The following is a 16,323-nucleotide window of genomic DNA, read 5'->3' as shown; positions in this document are numbered from 1 at the left end:
CGAGGACGCGATCATCTCGCCCGCCACCAGCGCGCGCCACCCGAAGCCGAAGCCCAGACGGAAGCCGGCCATGATGGACGGCAGGGCGCCGGGGATGTAGATCTCCCGGACCAGCGCCAGACGCGACGCGCCGAGGGTCCGGGCGGCCTCGATGACCGTCGCCCGGATCGCCCTCACGCCGACGATGGTATTGAGGAGCACCGGGAAGAACACGCTGATGAAGATGATGAAGGTCACGGCCTTGTAGCCGATGCCGAGCCAGAGGATGACGAGCGGGATCCAGGCGAGACCGGGAATCGCCTGGAAGAAGATGACGAGGGGGTTGAAGTAGCGGGCGATCGGACGGCTGATGCCCATGAGGAGCCCCAGGGGGAGCGCGATCGCGACGCCAGCCACGAACCCGAGCACGGCGCGCAGCAGGCTGTCGGCGATGTGGGGCCAGAGGGCGCCCGATGCGGCGAGTTCCCAGAACGCCATGCCCACCGCCGATGGGCCGGGGAAGAGGTACGCGGGGTAGATCCGGAGGTCGGCCACGACCTCCCAGACGATCAGGAGGGGCACGAACGGACCCAGCACGAGCGTGCCGATGGTCGAGAGCGCCCGTCGGGGGGGGCGGGCGGCGGCGCCAGGCCGAGGGGCGATACCCGCCGGGGAAACCGTCGCCTTCCCGCTAGCCATGGCTTCCTCCGTTGGCCGTCTCGGCCGCCTGCCCGATCGCCTCCAGGACCCGGTGCCGAAGGTCGCTGAACGCCGGGTCGTCCATCAGCTCCTTCCAGCGCCGGGGGCGATCGACGTTCACGCGGAACTCGGCCACGATCACCGAGGGACGGTCCCCGAGCACCACGACGCGATCGGCGAGAAAGACGGCTTCGTCGACGCTGTGCGTGACGAACAGCACCATCGGCCGCTCCGCGAGCCAGATCTTCGTCAGCTCCTCCTGGAGCGAGGCCCTCGTCAGCGCGTCGACCGCGGCGAACGGCTCGTCCATCAGGAGCGCCGCCGGCTGGTTGGCCAGAGCGCGTGCCACGGCCACGCGCTGCTGCATTCCGCCCGACAGCGCGGAGGGATAGCGGTCCTCGAAACCCTCCAGTCCGACGAGCTTGACGTATCGCTTGACGATCCTGTCACGCTCCGCAACGGACAGGCCCTTCATCTTCGGACCGAACGCGATGTTCTCGGCGGCCGTACGCCACGCGAAGAGCGCGTAGTCCTGGAACACCACGCCCCGATTCGGCCCCGGTCCCCGCACCGGCCTGTCGTCGAGCACGATCCGCCCGGCGGTGGGCGTGGTGAGCCCAGCCACCATCCGGAGCAGCGTCGTCTTCCCGCACCCGCTGCGACCGACGACGCAGACGAACTCGTGGTCGTTGATGACCATGTCGATGTTCGCGATGGCGGCGGTCTCGGTCTCCGCGTGCGCCGCGCCGTACGTCTTGGAGACGCCCTCTAGGCGGAGGGCCATCGGGGCTCCGCCGCGCCGTGGCACGGGCGTGGGGACGCAGGACCGGCCCCCGCGCCGCCGGCGACGATGAGCAGCAGGACCCCCAGTTGCCGCTGGTTCACCGCGTGCTCCTTGGCTCCTGCCCCCTTGACGGGGGTTCCAAGATACGGAGATTATCTCCGTATTGCGGATGCCACACTGTACGGGGAACTCCTGGAGGAGTCAAGACCTCGACCGGCACCGGGCCGCCCGGTGCCCGGCCGAGCTGGGCCCGCGTTTCGACGCGCGTCGCATCGCGGCACCCGCGGCGCGGATCCGATGGAGGAGGGGAGCATGCCGAGCTTCGCGGCGAGCGATGGGCTGCGGCTGGAGTACCTGGTCGACGACTTCACCGACCCGTGGAAGCCGCCGGAGACGCTCCTCCTGCTGCACGCCGGGATGGGTAGCGCCCGACGCTTCTACGCGTGGGTGCCGATCCTCGGGCGCGTCTGCCGCGTCGTGCGCCCGGACCTCCGCGGCCACGGCGCGTCGGAGGTCCCGGGGCCGGACGGCTTGACGCTCGACCGGCTCGCCCGCGACGTGATCGAGCTGGCCGACCACCTCGGTGCCGCGCGCTTCCACCTCGCCGGCGTGTCGGGCGGCGCGATCATCTCGCTGGCGGTCGCGATCGGGTACCCCGAACGCGTGCGCACGCTGGCGGCGTTCGCCAGCACACCGGGCCTCAAGCCCTCCAACGTGGACGCGGAGCGGTGGGGCGCCGAGATCCGCGCGAAAGGGGTGCGCGGATTTCTCCGCGACCGGATCGCCGACCGGTTCGACCTCGCGACGGTCGAGCCGGGCTTCGTCGACTGGTTCCTCGACGAATCGGCGAAGACGAGCCCGGAGCTGCTGGCGCGGTTCGTGTCGCTCATGGCGACGATCGACCTCACGGAGGCGCTCGGGCGGATCCGCTGCCCGACGCTCGCCGTCGTCCCGGAGCACGACCCCATCAGCTCGATGGCGCAGTACGAGGTGCTCCGCGACCGCATCCGGGACTGCGAGTTCGTGGTCTACCACGGGCTGCCGCACAACATCGCCGATGCCGCCCCCGAGCGGTGCGCGGAGGAGCTGCGGGGCTTCCTCTCGAGGCACCGCGGCCTGGCCTGAGCCCACTGCCGGGCTTCTCGATCACGCGCGGCCGATCCCGCCGGCGGCGCCTGGCCGATGCCCTCTCGGGCGAGGGCGCGGGCGCCGTCTAGGGTCGAACCCGATCCGGACGTTTCCAGCACTGATGCCAGACAACGGGGACGACCAGCGCCGCGCCCACCAGGGCGACCGGGAACTTCGCCACCACGAGGATCGTCGCTCCGAGGCCCCCCAGGAGCCGGAGCCCGATCGGCACCTCGCGGCGCCAGTACCCCTCCAGGGCCACCGCGAGGGCCAGGAGGCCCCCGCCGGCCAGGCCGGCCGCCACGATCACGCTGACGGGATCGCCTCGGAGGATGAGCGCCGGGTCGATGACGAAGGCAAACGGCAGCAAGAACGTGGCCAGGGACATCCGGATCGACAGCCACCCCGTCTCCCAGAAGTTCGCCCTGGCGATATTGGCGGTGATGATCACGCTCAGGGCAACGGGCGGCGTGACGGAGGAGACGTTGCCGAAGTAGAAGATGAACAGGTGGGCCGCGAGCGGATCGATCCCCAGCTGGATGAGGGCCGGCGCCACCAGGATGGCCAGGATGATGTAGGTCGGGAGCGTCGGCAGCCCGGTCCCGAGGACGAGACTGGCCAGGGCCGTCAGCAGGAGGAGGACCACGGGATTCCCCGCCGCCAGCTGGATCATGGCGTCGGAGAGCCGCAACCCGAGCCCGGTCACCCCGAACACGCCCATCACGATGCCGACGATCGCGCACGCCACACCGATCCCCGTCAGCGTGAGACCCCCGTCGCGCAGGGCACGGAGCAGCGTCGCCGGTCTCATCCCGGTCCGGCGGCGCAGGAACGTCACGAGGACCACGGACAGCAGCGAATAGTAGGCCGCCCGCATGATCGAGATCTGGGCCATCGTCACGAGATAGAGCAGGATGGGGATCGGCAGCAGGAGGTGCCCCCGGGCGCGCAGGATGCTCCAGGGGCGAGCGGCCGGTTCGTCGCTCCCGCGGAGGCCGAGCCGGGCCGCCCGGAGGTGGATGATCGCGTAGACGAGGACGTAGTAGAGCGCCCCCGGCAGGGCCGCGGCCAGCGCGACGTGGCCGTAGGGGACTCTCACGATCTCGGCCATGAGGAAGGCCGCCGTGCCCATCACCGGCGGCATCAGCTGGGCCCCGTTCGAGGCCACCGCCTCCACCGCCGCCGCGAACGCCGGCGGATAGCCGTTGCGTATCATGAGCGGGATGCTGACCGCCCCGATCGCCGCGGCATTCGCCATGTCGCTTCCGGTCACGGTGGCCATGACGCCGCTGCCGGAGACGGCGATCTTCGCCAGCCCCCCGGTCGACCGGCGCAGGAGGGCACGAGCCAGGTCGAACGTGAAGTCGTTCAGCCCGGACCGGGCCATGAAGGCGCCGAAGATGATGAACAGCGCCAGATACGTCGCCGAGACGCCGAGCGCCAGCCCGAAGATCCCCTCCGCGCTGAAGTAGAGGAACTCGATCGCGCGCGAGAAGGATACCGGCGGGTGGCCCAGCGGCGCAGGCAACTGGCCGCCCACGAGGATGTAGGCAATCCCCGCCAGAGCGATCAGCGGGAACGCCAGGCCGAGCACCTGGCGGCCGCCCTCGAGGCAGAGGACGATGAGGATGCTGCCCACCACCAGCTCCGTCGCCGTCATCGTCCCGACCCGGCTCGAGTCCGAGATCGACTCTTCCACCAGATAGGTGTAGCCGCCGGCCACCACGGCGAGCAGCGCCAGGCCCAGGTGTGGCCATGACCGGCGGAGGCCGAGCGGCCCGCCCACGGTCGCCGTCTTGCTCGCGCTCGAGACAAAGATGAGCGCCAGGACGAGTGTGAGATGGGCGATCCGCTGATTCAGGCCGGGCAACAGGCCGAACTGGGCGGTCACGACGTGGAACAGCGCGAGGGTGACGGCGAGGGCGGCGGTCATCCACCCCAGCCAGGCTCCCGACCCCAGCCCCGGGAGTGACCGCAGCCGATCCCACATCTGGCGGCGCCCGATCCGGCCGCCCTACTTGATCAGACCCGCCTCACGATAGAACTGCTGGGCGCCCGGGTGCGCGGGGATGGCCGGCCAGGCCGCCATCGCCGGGACACCCAGGGCTTCCGCGGCCGGAACCGACTGCTTGATCTCGCTGGCATGGAGGAACATGACCTTGGTCATGTTGTAGACGAGCGCGTCGGGGAGGTCCGCCGAACAGAGCAACACGTTGTTGTTGGCGATGGTCGGCACGTCCTCGCTGACCCCGCGGTACGCCCCGCGCGGAATCGTCGAGAGAAACCAGTACGGGTACTTCTCCCGGATGACCTGCGCCGTCTTGGTGTCGGTGGGGATGAAGCGGATGGCTCTCGAGAGGGCGATCTCGGTCAGCGTCGCCGTCGGCACGCCGAAGGCCCACATCGCGGCATCCACCCGGCCATCGCGGAAGGAGGTGGCCCCATCGGCCGCCGAGAGCACCACCATGTCATAGTCGCCTTTCTTGAGCCCGACCGCCTCCAGGATCGAGCGAGCGAAGATCGTCGCCCCCCACCCCGGCGTGCTGGTGATGCGCCGGCCCCGCAGGTCCCCCAGCGACTTGATCGGCGATTCCCGGGGAACGATCACGTTCTCCGGGGAAATCCACAGATTGCTGACGAACTGGAGCTTCCCGAGTGGCTGCTGGAACTCCCGTCCGCCGTGGTATCCGAAATGCGCCGTGTCGGCTGTCATCTGGGCGCACTGGAACTCGCCAGCCTGGATCCGGCGCGCGTTCTCCGCTGATCCCGAGGAGACCAGCGCGGTGAACTTCACGTTCTTGATGTGCTTCTCCAGCACCGACGCCGAGCCGGCGCCAACGAGATAGCTCAGGCCGCCCTGGCTCGAGGTCCCCCAGGCGACACTGGCCGACGCCACCGGACGGAGGCCGGGCGCCGGCGGGTCAGCCGCCTCGCTCCAGGAAGCCAGCGCCAGGACTGAAACGACGAGCACGACACCGATGGACGTCGTCGTCCGGATCATCGTCTGCTCCCTCCCCGGTGATCTCCGTCGCCCTCGTGCCGGCCGAGCCCGCGCGCCCCCCCCGGCGTCGGCCGATTCCATCTTGCGGAACCGCTCTCCATTTCACGGCCGCCCAACTCTACGGGCGCCGGCGCGGGAGAGTCAAGCGCATAGTCAGGACACAGGCGCTCGCCGCGCTGTCGATCCCGCGGGGTCCGGGTGGCGGGCCCCTGCCCCACCCCGGTGCACCGCCGGCACACGCCCGGTGCAGGCAAGCGGCACGCCTGCGGTTCTCGTCGGCGCGGGCTCTGCGTGAGCCGGGTCGCCTCGACCATTCCTGGGACCCCGCTGGACGAGAAGTGGCAGCTCGCCCGGCCTCGCGGACCGTCGACGGGGTGACGCGCAGCTCAAGTCCCCGACACATCGGGTCCTCTCCGCGTGCGGGCGCGTTGGCACCGGGGCTGCACTCCCTCGTTCCGTACCCATGGTCCGGGCCGGCCTCGCCACCGTGGGCGCCGAGGACCTGGGCCCGGGTCGAGGAGAAGACAACACCATGGTCATGACACTCTTGCGCTGGGGCGTCGTCCTGGCCGTGATCGGCTGGCTCGGCTCGGTGGCCGTCGCGGCGGGCGGGCGCTATCTCGAGCTCAACGAGGTGATCGAGCGCGTGGTGGTCGACGCCCGACCCGCCGGGCGTACCGCTGATGCCGAGCCCGGCGCCCTTCTCGGGCGCATTCAGGCCCAGGTCATCAGCCGGGCCAGCCACGCCGACGCGCCCCTCACCCCGGACGACGTCCTCGTCACGGCGTCGCCGAGCGCGCTCGGGGTGACCGTGCGCTGGAGCCAACCGCTGCTCACCTGGAACGGCCAGACGCTGTGGGCTGCGCCCGTGTCCTTGAGCCGAACCTTCTCGAACACCCCGTGATCCCGGACTCCATTCGGCTCGTCGGAGCCGGCGCTCTCGTCCTCACGCTCTCCGCGCCGCTCGGCACCGGCGCCGCGGAGGCCCCGTGGAAGAGCCATCAGGATCAGACGTGCGGCATCGAGCTCAGGTATCCCCCCTCGTACAGCCTCGAGGCCTCGGGCGCCCGCGACGCCTGCGCGCCCTGGATCGACATCGGGCTGAGAGACGCGCGACGACTGCGGGCGCTCTTCAGCCTCGAGATCCGGGAGATGGAGAGCGCCGACCGGGCGGAGGCGGCCAAGACCCGGACGCCGCCGTCGGCCCGGGACTTCGCGCTTCAGGTGGCAACGAACCAGTGCATCGCGGACGGTCCCGACAGCTCGACCCACTGCACGAAGGCCGAGGTGCGCTCGACGTTCAAGACCGCGCAGGGCTTCCGCGGCTTCGAGATCCATCTGACCGAGGTCCACGAGCGCTTCGCCCCGAGGAAGATCGAGACGCGGCCGCGGGGACCGATCTTCGCGCTCGACCTCTCTGACGACGAGGTCGGCCGCATCCTCCTGGCCCGCGGCGAGCCCGCGCACCTGGGGGAGCTGAAGGCGATCCTCGACACGTTCAGGGTCTGGACCCGGGCGCGACGCCCGCCCCCCCGGGTGGTCGAGATGGATCCGTTCCGCCTGGCTCCCCGGGCGTTCGTCCTCCGGGTCGCCGCGGGGGAGCAGGACAGGACGAGCCGCCGGCCGCCGAGTCCGGTGACGAGCTGGATGCTGACCGACCCGCGGGGGCGGCGCCTCGGACGAGACCCGGCGACGGGCGCCTGGCACTCGGAGGCGCCGGCGGTGACCCACAGCACGGCGGCGGAGAGCGGGTTCATGCTCCGAGAACCGGTGGAAGGACGCTACGATCTCCAGATCACCGCCTCGGCGCCGAGCGTCCCCTACCACGTCGGGGTGCGTGTGCCCGATCGCGCGGGGATGCCGGCGACCGCACGGCACGCGGGCCGCACCGCGGAGCCAGGCGCCGTCGATCGTTACGAGGTGGTCTACGCGCCAGGCTCGACGCCCGCGGTGACGATCGCCGAGGTGCGCGATCTTTCGCGCGTCACCATCCTGCTCTCCAGCCGAGCGGAGGCGGTGAGCAACCTGATCCTGACCGATCCGCAGGGCCGGCGCACCGGCCTCGACCCCACCGCGACGGTGGCGCACCGGACGATCCCAAGGTCTTCCTACATGGACGAGGGGGTCGACCGCCGGAGCAGGGTGCTCGACGTCCGGCAGCCGATGGATGGCGCGTACACACTCCACGTGACGGGCACCGCCGGGGGGAGCTACAGCCTGGATCTTCGCGCCTGGGATCGGAGCGGAACGGCGACCGCCCGGCCCGAGCTCCGGGACGTGCCCACCGAGCCTGGGATCGTGCACCTCTACCGCCTGGACTACGCGTCCACGGCCCGGACCCCGCTGACGCTCGGCGGCCGCTTCGACGGTGAAGCGAGTCGATTCCTCGCGTACGCCAGCCCGACGAGCCCCGACACCCGGCTCAGGGCCGGCGTCACCAGCTTCCCGCTGGTCATCTTCTATGGCGCTCGTGTCAGGCCCGTCACCTTCAGCGCGCTGCTGAATGGCGACAACATCACGGGGCGCTTCACGCCAAAGCCGGAGGGCTACCAGGTCGTGCGGATCCCGCTGGGACCCGGCCTCAATACGCTCGTGCTGTCCATCGAGGGCAACACCGCCAGCGGGCAGACGGCGACCGACACGCACCGGCTCGTCTTTCGGGTGGAGTGAGTCGGGGCGACGCCCACACTCTCTTCCGACATGCCCGCCCGCCCACGACCCCGCCGCTCAGCTCCGGACAGGATGAAGAGTGCTGAGCGGCTCCTCTGTCCGCGGTGCAGTCGCGCCTTCGTCATCGGCCCCGAGTTCGTGGCGGACATCGTGGCGACAGGGCGGCTCAGGCCGAACGGCAAGCGCGCTGAGCTGCAGTGCGGGATCTGTGGCCACACCTGGTGGTCCAAGCACCCCGAGGCGCTCAAGAGAGCCCGGGCAGCGCGGAGCCGGTAGGCGTTCCCATGCCTCCTGTCCCGCGACCCAGCGGAACCTGTCACCCTCGGGGCCCTGCTTCGGCCACGGGCTGACACGAACGCGCTCCCGGTCGGCTTGAGCCGCCCGTCACTTGTGGGGGACCGAGTGGGGGGCTCGAGCGCCGGAGGCGCGGCGCTCTCCTTCACCCGGCAGGCGCCGGCGGGAGGCCGGGGCTCGTCCTGGGGGTCCGCCGCCCAGCTCGCGCTGGATCGGCAGGGCAGAGAGGGCATTTGCCCTGACTCTGCGCCCCGATCGGGGACCCGGCCTCCCGACTCGACGCCGCTCCGGCGTCAGATCTTGCGGACGTTGGCGGCCTGGAGCCCCTTCGGGCCCTTGGTCACCTCGAACTCCACCTTATCGCCCTCGGCAAGGCTCTTGAAGCCCTGCGCCTGGATGGCGTTGAAGTGCACGAACACGTCTTCCCCCGCCTCCTGGGTGATGAAGCCGTAGCCCTTCGCGTCGTTGAACCACTTGACCGTTCCCTGTGCCATTGAACCGACCTCTTTCTTCTGAGGCTCGCGCCTCGGTGAAACCCGCCACCATGGCGGGGCGTCCTCCTGAAATGGAGGACAAACAAAAACGCCGCAGGACCCGGGGTCCTCGCGGCGTTTGATCTCGAATCTCTCCAATCGCAGCCGGGTGAACCTGAAACCTGAAGTCACCATACAGGCCCGCCGGCTCGATGTCAAGGCGTCAACGGACGGACGGACGGGATGTCACGGGGGCCCGCCGGTCGTGGGGCTGCACGGTGCGCGACTCGCGGGGGAGGATGGACGCATGAGGATTGCCCCTCGTGATGAACGCGGCTCTGGAGCCGAGTGCGGGCCGGCGGCGCCGCGTCGTGCTACCCTCGACGTCGCTCAAGCACCGGAAGCCGAGGGCCACCGGGCCATCTGGTACACGTACCCGCGGAATTCCGTCGAGACGTGGGCTTCCGGTGCCGCGTCCCCCGGGTGGCTGAGCGGAGGTCGTGACGAGCGAGGATGGTGGCGCGGCCATGGACCGGGGCGGTGGAGCAAGCCGCTCGGGGACGAACGCGACGCCGCACACGTCGAGCGGGCTCACCCGAGCTAGAGCGAGCGCACTATTGTCATCCCGGGGTGACCCGAGCAATGCTGGCGGCGGCTGCCGGAGCGGGCAGCGGCACGCACACCGAGCGCGGGGAGGCGACGGATGGATCTGGTGATTCGGGGCGGCACGGTCGTCACTGCGGGCGACACGTACCAGGCGGACGTGGGCGTCCAACGGGGCACGGTGGTGCAGTTGGGCGGCACCGTTCCCGCCGGCGCCCGCGAGATCGACGCCCGGGACAAACTCGTCATCCCGGGCGGGGTCGACGCCCACGTCCACCTGGCTCCGGTGTTCGGCACGCCCAAGGCCGATGACTTCGTCTCCGGGACGATGGCCGCGGCGGCGGGCGGCGTGACCTCCCTCATCGACTTCGCCTGCCAGACCGAGGGTGGGTCACTGCGCGCGGCGGTGGAAGCGGCCGACGCGCTGGCCCGCGACCGGGCGATCGTCGACTACGGCTTCCACCTGGCCGTCTGCGACCCGAGCCCGAACGCGGTGGCCGAGCTCCCCGACGTCGTGGCCGCCGGCTTCCCGAGTGTCAAGCTCTTCATGCACCGGGGGCAGTTCCATGCCCGCATCGCCGAGTTCATGCGCCTGATCGCCCAGGCCGGCCGGCACGACGCGCTCACGACGGTCCACTGCGAGCTCCAGCCCGTGATCAGCTACCTCACCGAGCAGCTCCTCGCCCAGGGCAAGGGGGATCCGCGCTACTTCCCGCTCAGTCGCCCCGTGCACGCCGAGGCGGCCGCGACCGCCGAGGCGGTCTCCTTCTGCCTGGGGGCCGAGGCGCCCGTCTACATCGTGCACCTCTCGAACGCTCAGGCCCTCGGCGTGACGAGCGCGGCCCGGGCGGCCGGCCTCCCCGTCTACGTGGAGACCCGCCCCGTCTACCTCTACCTGACGGACGCGCAGTACGAGCTGCCCGGCCGCGAGAGCGGCAAGTACGTGGTGTATCCGCCGCTCCGGACGGCCCAGGACCAGAAGGCGCTCTGGGACGGGCTCCGCAGCGGCCTGATCCAGACGGTCGCCACGGATCACAGCCCGATCACCACCGAGGTCAAGACGGACCCGTGCCGGAGCTTCGCCGAGATCCCGGCCGGGGCCCCGGCCATCCAGACCCTGGTGCCGATGCTCTACTCCGAGGGCGTGGCCCGGGGACGCCTCACGCTGAACCGCTGGATCGAGGTGGTCGCCACCAACCCGGCCAAGCTCTTCGGCCTGTACCCCGACAAGGGCACGATCGCGGTGGGCGGGGACGCCGACATCGTCGTCTTCGACCCCGGCCTGCGCCACACCATCGTCGGTAAGGCGATGCTGTCCCGGGCCGGGCACGATCCGTTCGAGGGTTTCGAGGTGCGGGGCTGGCCGACGGTCACCATTTCCCGGGGAGAGGTGATCTACGAGAACGGGCGGGTGGTGGGAAGTCCCGGCCGGGGTAAGCTGATCCGGCGCCGCCGCTTCGCGGCGCTCTGAGGGGAACGAAGGCCTGGGTCGTCATCGCGTGAGATCCAGAGAGGAGTGGTCATGAACCGGAGAACGTTCCTCAGGGTCGGGCTGGGTGCGACATCGGTGCACGTCCTGACCGACGCCGTCCGGCCGCGGACCGCGGGCGCGGCCGAGCCGCCGGCGCTCGCTCGCCTCCAGCCCGGGCCGGTGAAGCAGGAAGTGGCACGGCTCATCGAGGGGAGCCGGGCGGAGGGCAAGGTCGTGATCTACGCGCCGGCCTCCCTGGGCGAGAAGTTCGGCCGGCACTTCCGCGCCTACTGCGGGCTGCCCGAGAGCTTCGCGGTCGAAGAGGCGGTCTACAAGACCGCCGATCTCCAGGGGCGGTTGGAGACCGAGCTCAAGGCTGGCAAGCTCGCGGCGGACTTCGTCCGCTTCCCCATGGGGCCCTGGCTCTTCGGGCTCAAGGCCAAGGGGCTCCTGCAGGAATGGGCGAACCCCGAGGAGAAGGCCTACGCGACGATCCACGCCGAGCCGGGCTACTGGGTGCCGACGATGTGGGTGCCGGTCATCATCTGGAACCCGCAGAAGGTCCAGGACACCCTCGAGGGCTGGGGCGACCTGCTGAACCCGAAGCACGTCGGCCGGGTGGCCATCGGCGATGCGTCGAAGTCGGCGGGGTGGACTCAGTACTTCTACGTGCTCCGCACCAAGCTGTCCGCGAAGTACTTCGAGGACCTGGCCCGGATCAAGCCGGGGTTCATCGTCAGCTCCGAGACGCTGGTCGAGGCGGCGGTGTCCGGCGAGTACCCGATCGTCGTGAGCACCTCCTTCTCCGCCTACCGGGCGGTCACCCAGAACAAAGCTGCCCTGCGCGTCGCCTATCCGAAGGACGGGATCGTGCCGGTGGTCGACGGCTTCTTCAGCTTCAAGAGCGCGCCCCACCCCAACGCGGCCCGGCTGGTCAGGCTGTTCCACGCCTCGAAGGAAGGGCAGCAGTACCTCATGGGCGAGTCCGGCTATCTCTCCTTCCGGCCGGACGTCGAGAGCCCGAACGAGCGGCTGCTCCCCCTGATCACGAAGCTGAACCTGATCCCGTTCGACTACCGGAAGGTCGCCCAGAAGGAGCTCGACCAGTTCCGGAAGACCTTCATCAGGACCTTCGGTCTCTAGGGCCGGTGCGCCCGGTCGCGCCGGCGGCGGCGCCATGGTCTGGCTGACGCCCGAGAAGGCCATCAAGGTCGTCATCGGGGTCGCCGCGTCGGCGATGGTCCTGGGCCCGGTCGCCACGCTGATCCACGGCAGCCTCTCGCTCGAGGATCCGAGCGGCAGGACGGTCTACTCCGTCGAGAACTACGTGGAGGTCCTGACCGACGACCGCATCCGGGAGGCCGTGCTCACCACGCTGGCCTTCACCCTCGGGGCCACGGGGGTGGCCGCCCTGTTCGGGATCCCCCTGGCTTGGCTGACCGCCCGCACCGACATGCCGGCGCGCCGGCCGCTCGACCGGCTCTACCTGCTTCCCTTCTTCATCTCGTCGTTCCAGGGCGCGATCGCCTGGAAGTTCCTCGCCTCGCCGAAGATCGGGATCCTCAACGGCCTCCTGGTGGGCGGGCTGGGGCTCACGCGGCCCCCGCTCGACATCCACACCGTGGGCGGCATGGCCTTCGTCGAGGGGCTCTTCCTTACCCCGATCATGTACCTGTTCGCCAAGGCCACGCTCGCCGGCATGGATCCTCGGCTGGAGGAATCCTCCCGGGTGGCCGGCTTCGGAGTCCTCCAGACCGCCCGGCGGATCACTTTGCCTCTGGCCGCGCCGGGCATCGTCTCGGCGCTGCTCCTGATCTTCGTGACCGCGGCCGGGTCCCTGGCCGTCCCGCTCTTCCTGGGGGCGCCCGTCCGCATCAAGACGCTCTCGACCCAGATCTTCGAGATCCTCGCGTTCCGGCCCGACTACGGCAAGGCGTCGGCGGTGAGCCTGGTCCTCGTCACCCTCACGCTGGCCGGGTGGCTCGGCCAGCAACGCGCCACCCGGGGCCAGCGGTTCGTCACGATCACGGGCAAGAGCTACGCGCCGCGGGTGATCCCGCTCGGGCGCTGGCGGTGGGCGGCCCTCGCGTTCTGTCTCGGCTTCCTCACGCTCACCCTGGTGCTGCCGATCGCGACGCTCGTCCTCGTCTCGGCGTCGCGGGTGTGGACCGGCCGCTTCGACCCCAGCCTGCTGACGGCGCACCACTACCGCGCGGTGTTCGCGTCGGAGGTCGTCCGGCGGGCGATCGTCAACACCCTGCTCATCTCGACGGTGGGGGCCACCCTGGCGGTGGGGATCGGGATCGTGCTGGCCCACGCCATCCATCGCTCGCGCAGCCGGCTGGGCGGCCCGCTCGACTTCGTCGTCACGATGCCGATCGCCTTCGGCGGCGTCGTGATCGGGGTCGGCGTGCTGCTGACGTACATCCACACCCCGATCTACGGGACGGTCTGGATCATCGTGGCCGGCCTGCTGACCCGGTTCGAGGTCTTCGCCCTCCGCCCTATCTCCTCCGTCCTGCTCGCCATCGATCCGGAGCTCGAGGAGAGCGCGCGGGTCGGCGGCGCCTCCTTCTTCCGGATGCTCCGCGACGTCCTCTATCCGCTGCTCAAGCCCGGGATCGTCTCGGCGTGGCTGATCGTGTTCATCATCTTCATGCGGGAATTCGACATCGCGAGCCTGCTCTACGCCCATCAGTCGGTGGTGATGTCGGTGGCGATCTACATCTTCTCGGAGCTCGAGCCGTCGCCGGCGGTGGCGGCGCTGGCCCTCGTCCAGGCGGTGATCATCCTGGCCGCCACCTACGTCTTCATGAAGCTGACGGGCGGCCGGGGCGTAGCCTTTTAGTGCCGTACCTCGACGTGGTCGGGCTCGCGAAGCGGTTCGGGCCGGCGCTGGCGGTGGCGGAGGTGACGTTCAGCGTCGACAAGGGCGAGCTGGTGACGCTCCTGGGCCCCAGCGGGTGCGGCAAGACGACGACGATGCGGTGCATCGCCGGCCTGGAGGCGCCCGACGCCGGCGAGATCCGGATCGACGGGGAGACGGTCACGTCGGTCGCGCGCGGGCTGTTCACCCTTCCCGAGCGGCGGGGCCTGGGCATGGTGTTTCAATCCTATGCTCTCTGGCCCCACATGACCGTGTTCGACAACGTGGCCTACGGCCTCAAGGCGAGGAAGCTCCCGCGGCGGGAGGCTGCCGAGCGCACGGCGGAGGCGCTCCGCCTGGTGGAGCTCGACGAGCTCCGGGGACGGCACCCCGCGGAGCTCTCGGGCGGCCAGCAACAACGGGTGGCCCTGGCCCGGGCCCTGGCCTATCAGCCGAAGCTCCTACTGCTCGATGAACCGCTCAGCAACCTCGACGCCAAGCTGCGCGAGCGGATGCGCGACGAGCTGCGCCGCCTCTTCCACCGGGTCGGGATCACGGCGATCTACGTGACCCACGACCAGATCGAGGCCCTCACGATCTCCGACCGCGTCATCGTCATGAGCGCCGGGCGGATCCGCCAGGAGGGCCGGCCGCGGGAGCTCTACGCGCGGCCCGTTGACCGGTTCGTGGCCCAGTTCATCGGCGCCGCGAACGTCCTCGAGGCGACGGTTGCGGTCGCCGCCGACGGCGGCCGGGTGGGGCGGCTCGCCGCGGACGTCGCCGAGGGGCCCCTGCGCCTGGGCCGCCCGGTCCCCGGGGAGGGAGGCGACGGGGGGCCGGTCCTCCTCTGCATCCGCCCCGAGCACCTCCGCCTCGACCGCACGCGCCCCGCGGCCGCCAACGTGCTGCGCTGCCAGGTCGACGGCGTCCTGTTCCAGGGCAACCTCACCATCGTCCAGCTGCGCGCGGGGTCCCGCGTCCTCCAGGCCCAGAGCCCGGCCGACTTCTCCGCCGAGGTCGGCGAGACGTTGTTCGTGTCGGTCGACCCCGAGCACATCTGCCTGATCGCGGACGACGCGCGCTGAACGGCGGCGCGGGCCCTCGCGATCCAGCCACGGAGGAAACCATGTCCACCTTCGACGAGTACTCGCAGCAGTATGACCACATCCTGATGGAGCGGCGCGACGGCACCCTCCAGATGACGCTCCACACGGACGGCGGCCCGTTGCGGTGGGGCCTGCGACCGCAGGCGCAGCTGGTCGAGGCGCTCGGCGCGGTCGGAGCGGATCGGGGCAACCGGCTCGTCATCCTGACCGGCACCGGGGAGGAGTTCATCGGCCCGCGGTCCGATCCCCACCGGACGGTGTATGCAGAGGGCGGGGTCGAGCTGACGCCGGCGGGGCTGGACCGGGTCCACTGGAACGCCCGGCGGCTGGTGACGAGGCTCCTCGACATCGAGATCCCGATGATCGCGGTGGTGAACGGGCCGGCCAAGCGGCACGCGGAACTCGCGTTGATGTGCGACATCGTCCTCGCGGCCGAAGACGCGACGTTCGAGGACACCGCGCATTTCCAGCTCGGCGGGCACGTGCCGGGCGACGGGATCAACGTCGTCTATACGATGCTGCTGGGATTGAACCGAGCGCGGTACCTCATGCTGACCGGGCAGGTGCTGTCGGCCGCGGAGGCGAAGGACCTCGGGCTGGTGGCCGAGGTCATGCCCCGGCGCGCGTTGTTGCCGCGGGCCTGGGAGCTGGCCCGGCAGCTCGCGGCGAAACCCGACCTCTTGCTGCGCTACACGCGGCTCGTCCTGATCCACCCGTTGCGGAAGGCGATCGACGAGGGGCTGGGCTATTTCCTGAGCCTCGAAACGCTGGCGACGTTGGACTCCCACCGATGAGCCGGAGTGACGTCGGCCGCCAGCGCGCCTACCTGCAGGAGATGGCGCGGCGGCGCGGCTACGTGCTCGACTACCACAAGGTGCTGGTGGCCGAGGACCTGCCGTTCATGAAGGCGGTGAACGACCTGCTCGCGATCTCCTACACGAACAACCGGCGGCTCGACCGCAAGACGAAAGAGCTGATCTCGGTCGCCGTCCACACCGCCCTCGGCTCGGGCCAGGGGCACATCGCCGCCCACATCGAGGTGGCGAAGCGGCATGGCGCCACGAAGGTGGAGGTCCTCGAGGTCCTGGAAGTGCTGGCCCTCGCCGCTGGCCTCCCCCGGTTCATGGGGGGACTGGCGGCCTGGATGGAGTGCTTTCCCGTGGCCAGAGTGGAGCTGGAGCGTCCGGCGACCGGGCGAGGCGGCCGACGAGCGTCGCGGTCCCGGACCTCTGCACGCCGCTGACGGCGG

At 70.5% G+C, this 16,323-nt stretch carries 15 protein-coding genes; 10 read left to right on the top strand and 5 right to left on the bottom strand.

Going from position 1 to position 16,323, the window contains the following annotated elements:
* A partial coding sequence (locus HYV93_15490; protein ID MBI2527376.1) for an ABC transporter permease occupies window positions 1–678 on the bottom strand: 678 nt, incomplete at its 3' end.
* Window positions 671–1,462 (bottom strand): ABC transporter ATP-binding protein, encoded by a 792-nt coding sequence (locus tag HYV93_15485; GenBank protein ID MBI2527375.1) that lies wholly within the window; start codon window positions 1,460–1,462, stop codon window positions 671–673. The genes HYV93_15485 and HYV93_15490, both read right to left, overlap by 8 nt.
* A gap of 312 nt (window positions 1,463–1,774) precedes the next feature.
* Here HYV93_15485 and HYV93_15480 point away from each other — a divergent pair, with 312 nt between their 5' ends.
* A complete protein-coding gene (locus HYV93_15480) occupies window positions 1,775–2,587 on the top strand; it encodes an alpha/beta fold hydrolase (protein MBI2527374.1) in 813 nt (270 codons plus the stop codon).
* Window positions 2,588–2,675: 88 nt separating this feature from the next.
* Here the strand turns inward: HYV93_15480 and HYV93_15475 are convergent, their stop codons facing one another.
* Both HYV93_15475 and HYV93_15470 read right to left on the bottom strand, forming a co-directional pair.
* Window positions 2,676–4,523 carry a TRAP transporter fused permease subunit gene (locus HYV93_15475; GenBank protein MBI2527373.1) on the bottom strand — a complete coding sequence of 616 codons (1,848 nt, stop codon included), beginning with the start codon at window positions 4,521–4,523 and terminating at the stop codon, window positions 2,676–2,678.
* 81 nt (window positions 4,524–4,604) lie between these two features.
* The gene (locus HYV93_15470) at window positions 4,605–5,591 is read right to left on the bottom strand and encodes a TAXI family TRAP transporter solute-binding subunit (GenBank protein MBI2527372.1); all 987 of its coding nucleotides are present in this window, start codon (window positions 5,589–5,591) and stop codon (window positions 4,605–4,607) included.
* Window positions 5,592–6,123: 532 nt separating this feature from the next.
* Between HYV93_15470 and HYV93_15465 the strand changes: the two genes are divergently transcribed.
* The 3 genes from HYV93_15465 (at window position 6,124) to HYV93_15455 (ending at window position 8,537) form a co-directional block, all read left to right on the top strand.
* Window positions 6,124–6,495: a hypothetical protein gene (locus tag HYV93_15465; GenBank protein ID MBI2527371.1), complete on the top strand. Its 372-nt coding sequence runs from the start codon at window positions 6,124–6,126 to the stop codon at window positions 6,493–6,495.
* Window positions 6,492–8,261, top strand: a complete 1,770-nt coding sequence (locus HYV93_15460; GenBank protein MBI2527370.1) for a hypothetical protein — start codon at window positions 6,492–6,494, stop codon at window positions 8,259–8,261. The genes HYV93_15465 and HYV93_15460 overlap by 4 nt, the downstream gene beginning before the upstream one ends.
* Window positions 8,262–8,333: 72 nt before the next feature.
* Window positions 8,334–8,537, top strand: a complete 204-nt coding sequence (locus HYV93_15455) for a hypothetical protein (protein ID MBI2527369.1) — start codon at window positions 8,334–8,336, stop codon at window positions 8,535–8,537.
* Between the two features lie 311 nt (window positions 8,538–8,848).
* Here the strand turns inward: HYV93_15455 and HYV93_15450 are convergent, their stop codons facing one another.
* A complete protein-coding gene (locus tag HYV93_15450) occupies window positions 8,849–9,049 on the bottom strand; it encodes a cold-shock protein (protein ID MBI2527368.1) in 201 nt (66 codons plus the stop codon).
* Window positions 9,050–9,731: 682 nt separating this feature from the next.
* Here HYV93_15450 and hydA point away from each other — a divergent pair.
* Genes hydA through HYV93_15420 form a run of 6 tightly spaced genes read left to right on the top strand, consistent with a single transcriptional unit; the run spans window position 9,732 to window position 16,317 of the window.
* Window positions 9,732–11,102, top strand: coding sequence for a dihydropyrimidinase (gene hydA, locus HYV93_15445; GenBank protein MBI2527367.1), 1,371 nt, complete (start codon window positions 9,732–9,734; stop codon window positions 11,100–11,102).
* 51 nt (window positions 11,103–11,153) lie between these two features.
* The gene (locus tag HYV93_15440) at window positions 11,154–12,245 is read left to right on the top strand and encodes an extracellular solute-binding protein (GenBank protein MBI2527366.1); all 1,092 of its coding nucleotides are present in this window, start codon (window positions 11,154–11,156) and stop codon (window positions 12,243–12,245) included.
* A 34-nt stretch (window positions 12,246–12,279) separates the two neighbouring features.
* Complete coding sequence (locus HYV93_15435) at window positions 12,280–13,950, top strand: iron ABC transporter permease (protein MBI2527365.1); 1,671 nt, start codon at window positions 12,280–12,282, stop codon at window positions 13,948–13,950.
* Window positions 13,950–15,053: an ABC transporter ATP-binding protein gene (locus tag HYV93_15430; protein ID MBI2527364.1), complete on the top strand. Its 1,104-nt coding sequence runs from the start codon at window positions 13,950–13,952 to the stop codon at window positions 15,051–15,053. Before HYV93_15435 ends, HYV93_15430 begins: the two co-directional genes overlap by 1 nt.
* 41 nt (window positions 15,054–15,094) lie before the next feature.
* Entirely contained in the window at window positions 15,095–15,868 is a 774-nt protein-coding gene (locus tag HYV93_15425; protein MBI2527363.1) for an enoyl-CoA hydratase/isomerase family protein, read from the top strand.
* The gene (locus HYV93_15420) at window positions 15,865–16,317 is read left to right on the top strand and encodes a carboxymuconolactone decarboxylase family protein (protein MBI2527362.1); all 453 of its coding nucleotides are present in this window, start codon (window positions 15,865–15,867) and stop codon (window positions 16,315–16,317) included. The genes HYV93_15425 and HYV93_15420 overlap by 4 nt, the downstream gene beginning before the upstream one ends.
* The last annotated feature ends 6 nt before the right edge of the window (window positions 16,318–16,323 follow it).

Source organism: Candidatus Rokuibacteriota bacterium (assembly GCA_016188005.1).
GTDB lineage: Bacteria > Methylomirabilota > Methylomirabilia > Rokubacteriales > CSP1-6 > UBA12499.
Note: the sequence above shows the minus strand (reverse complement) of the source record. Positions and strands in the feature narration are given on the sequence as shown.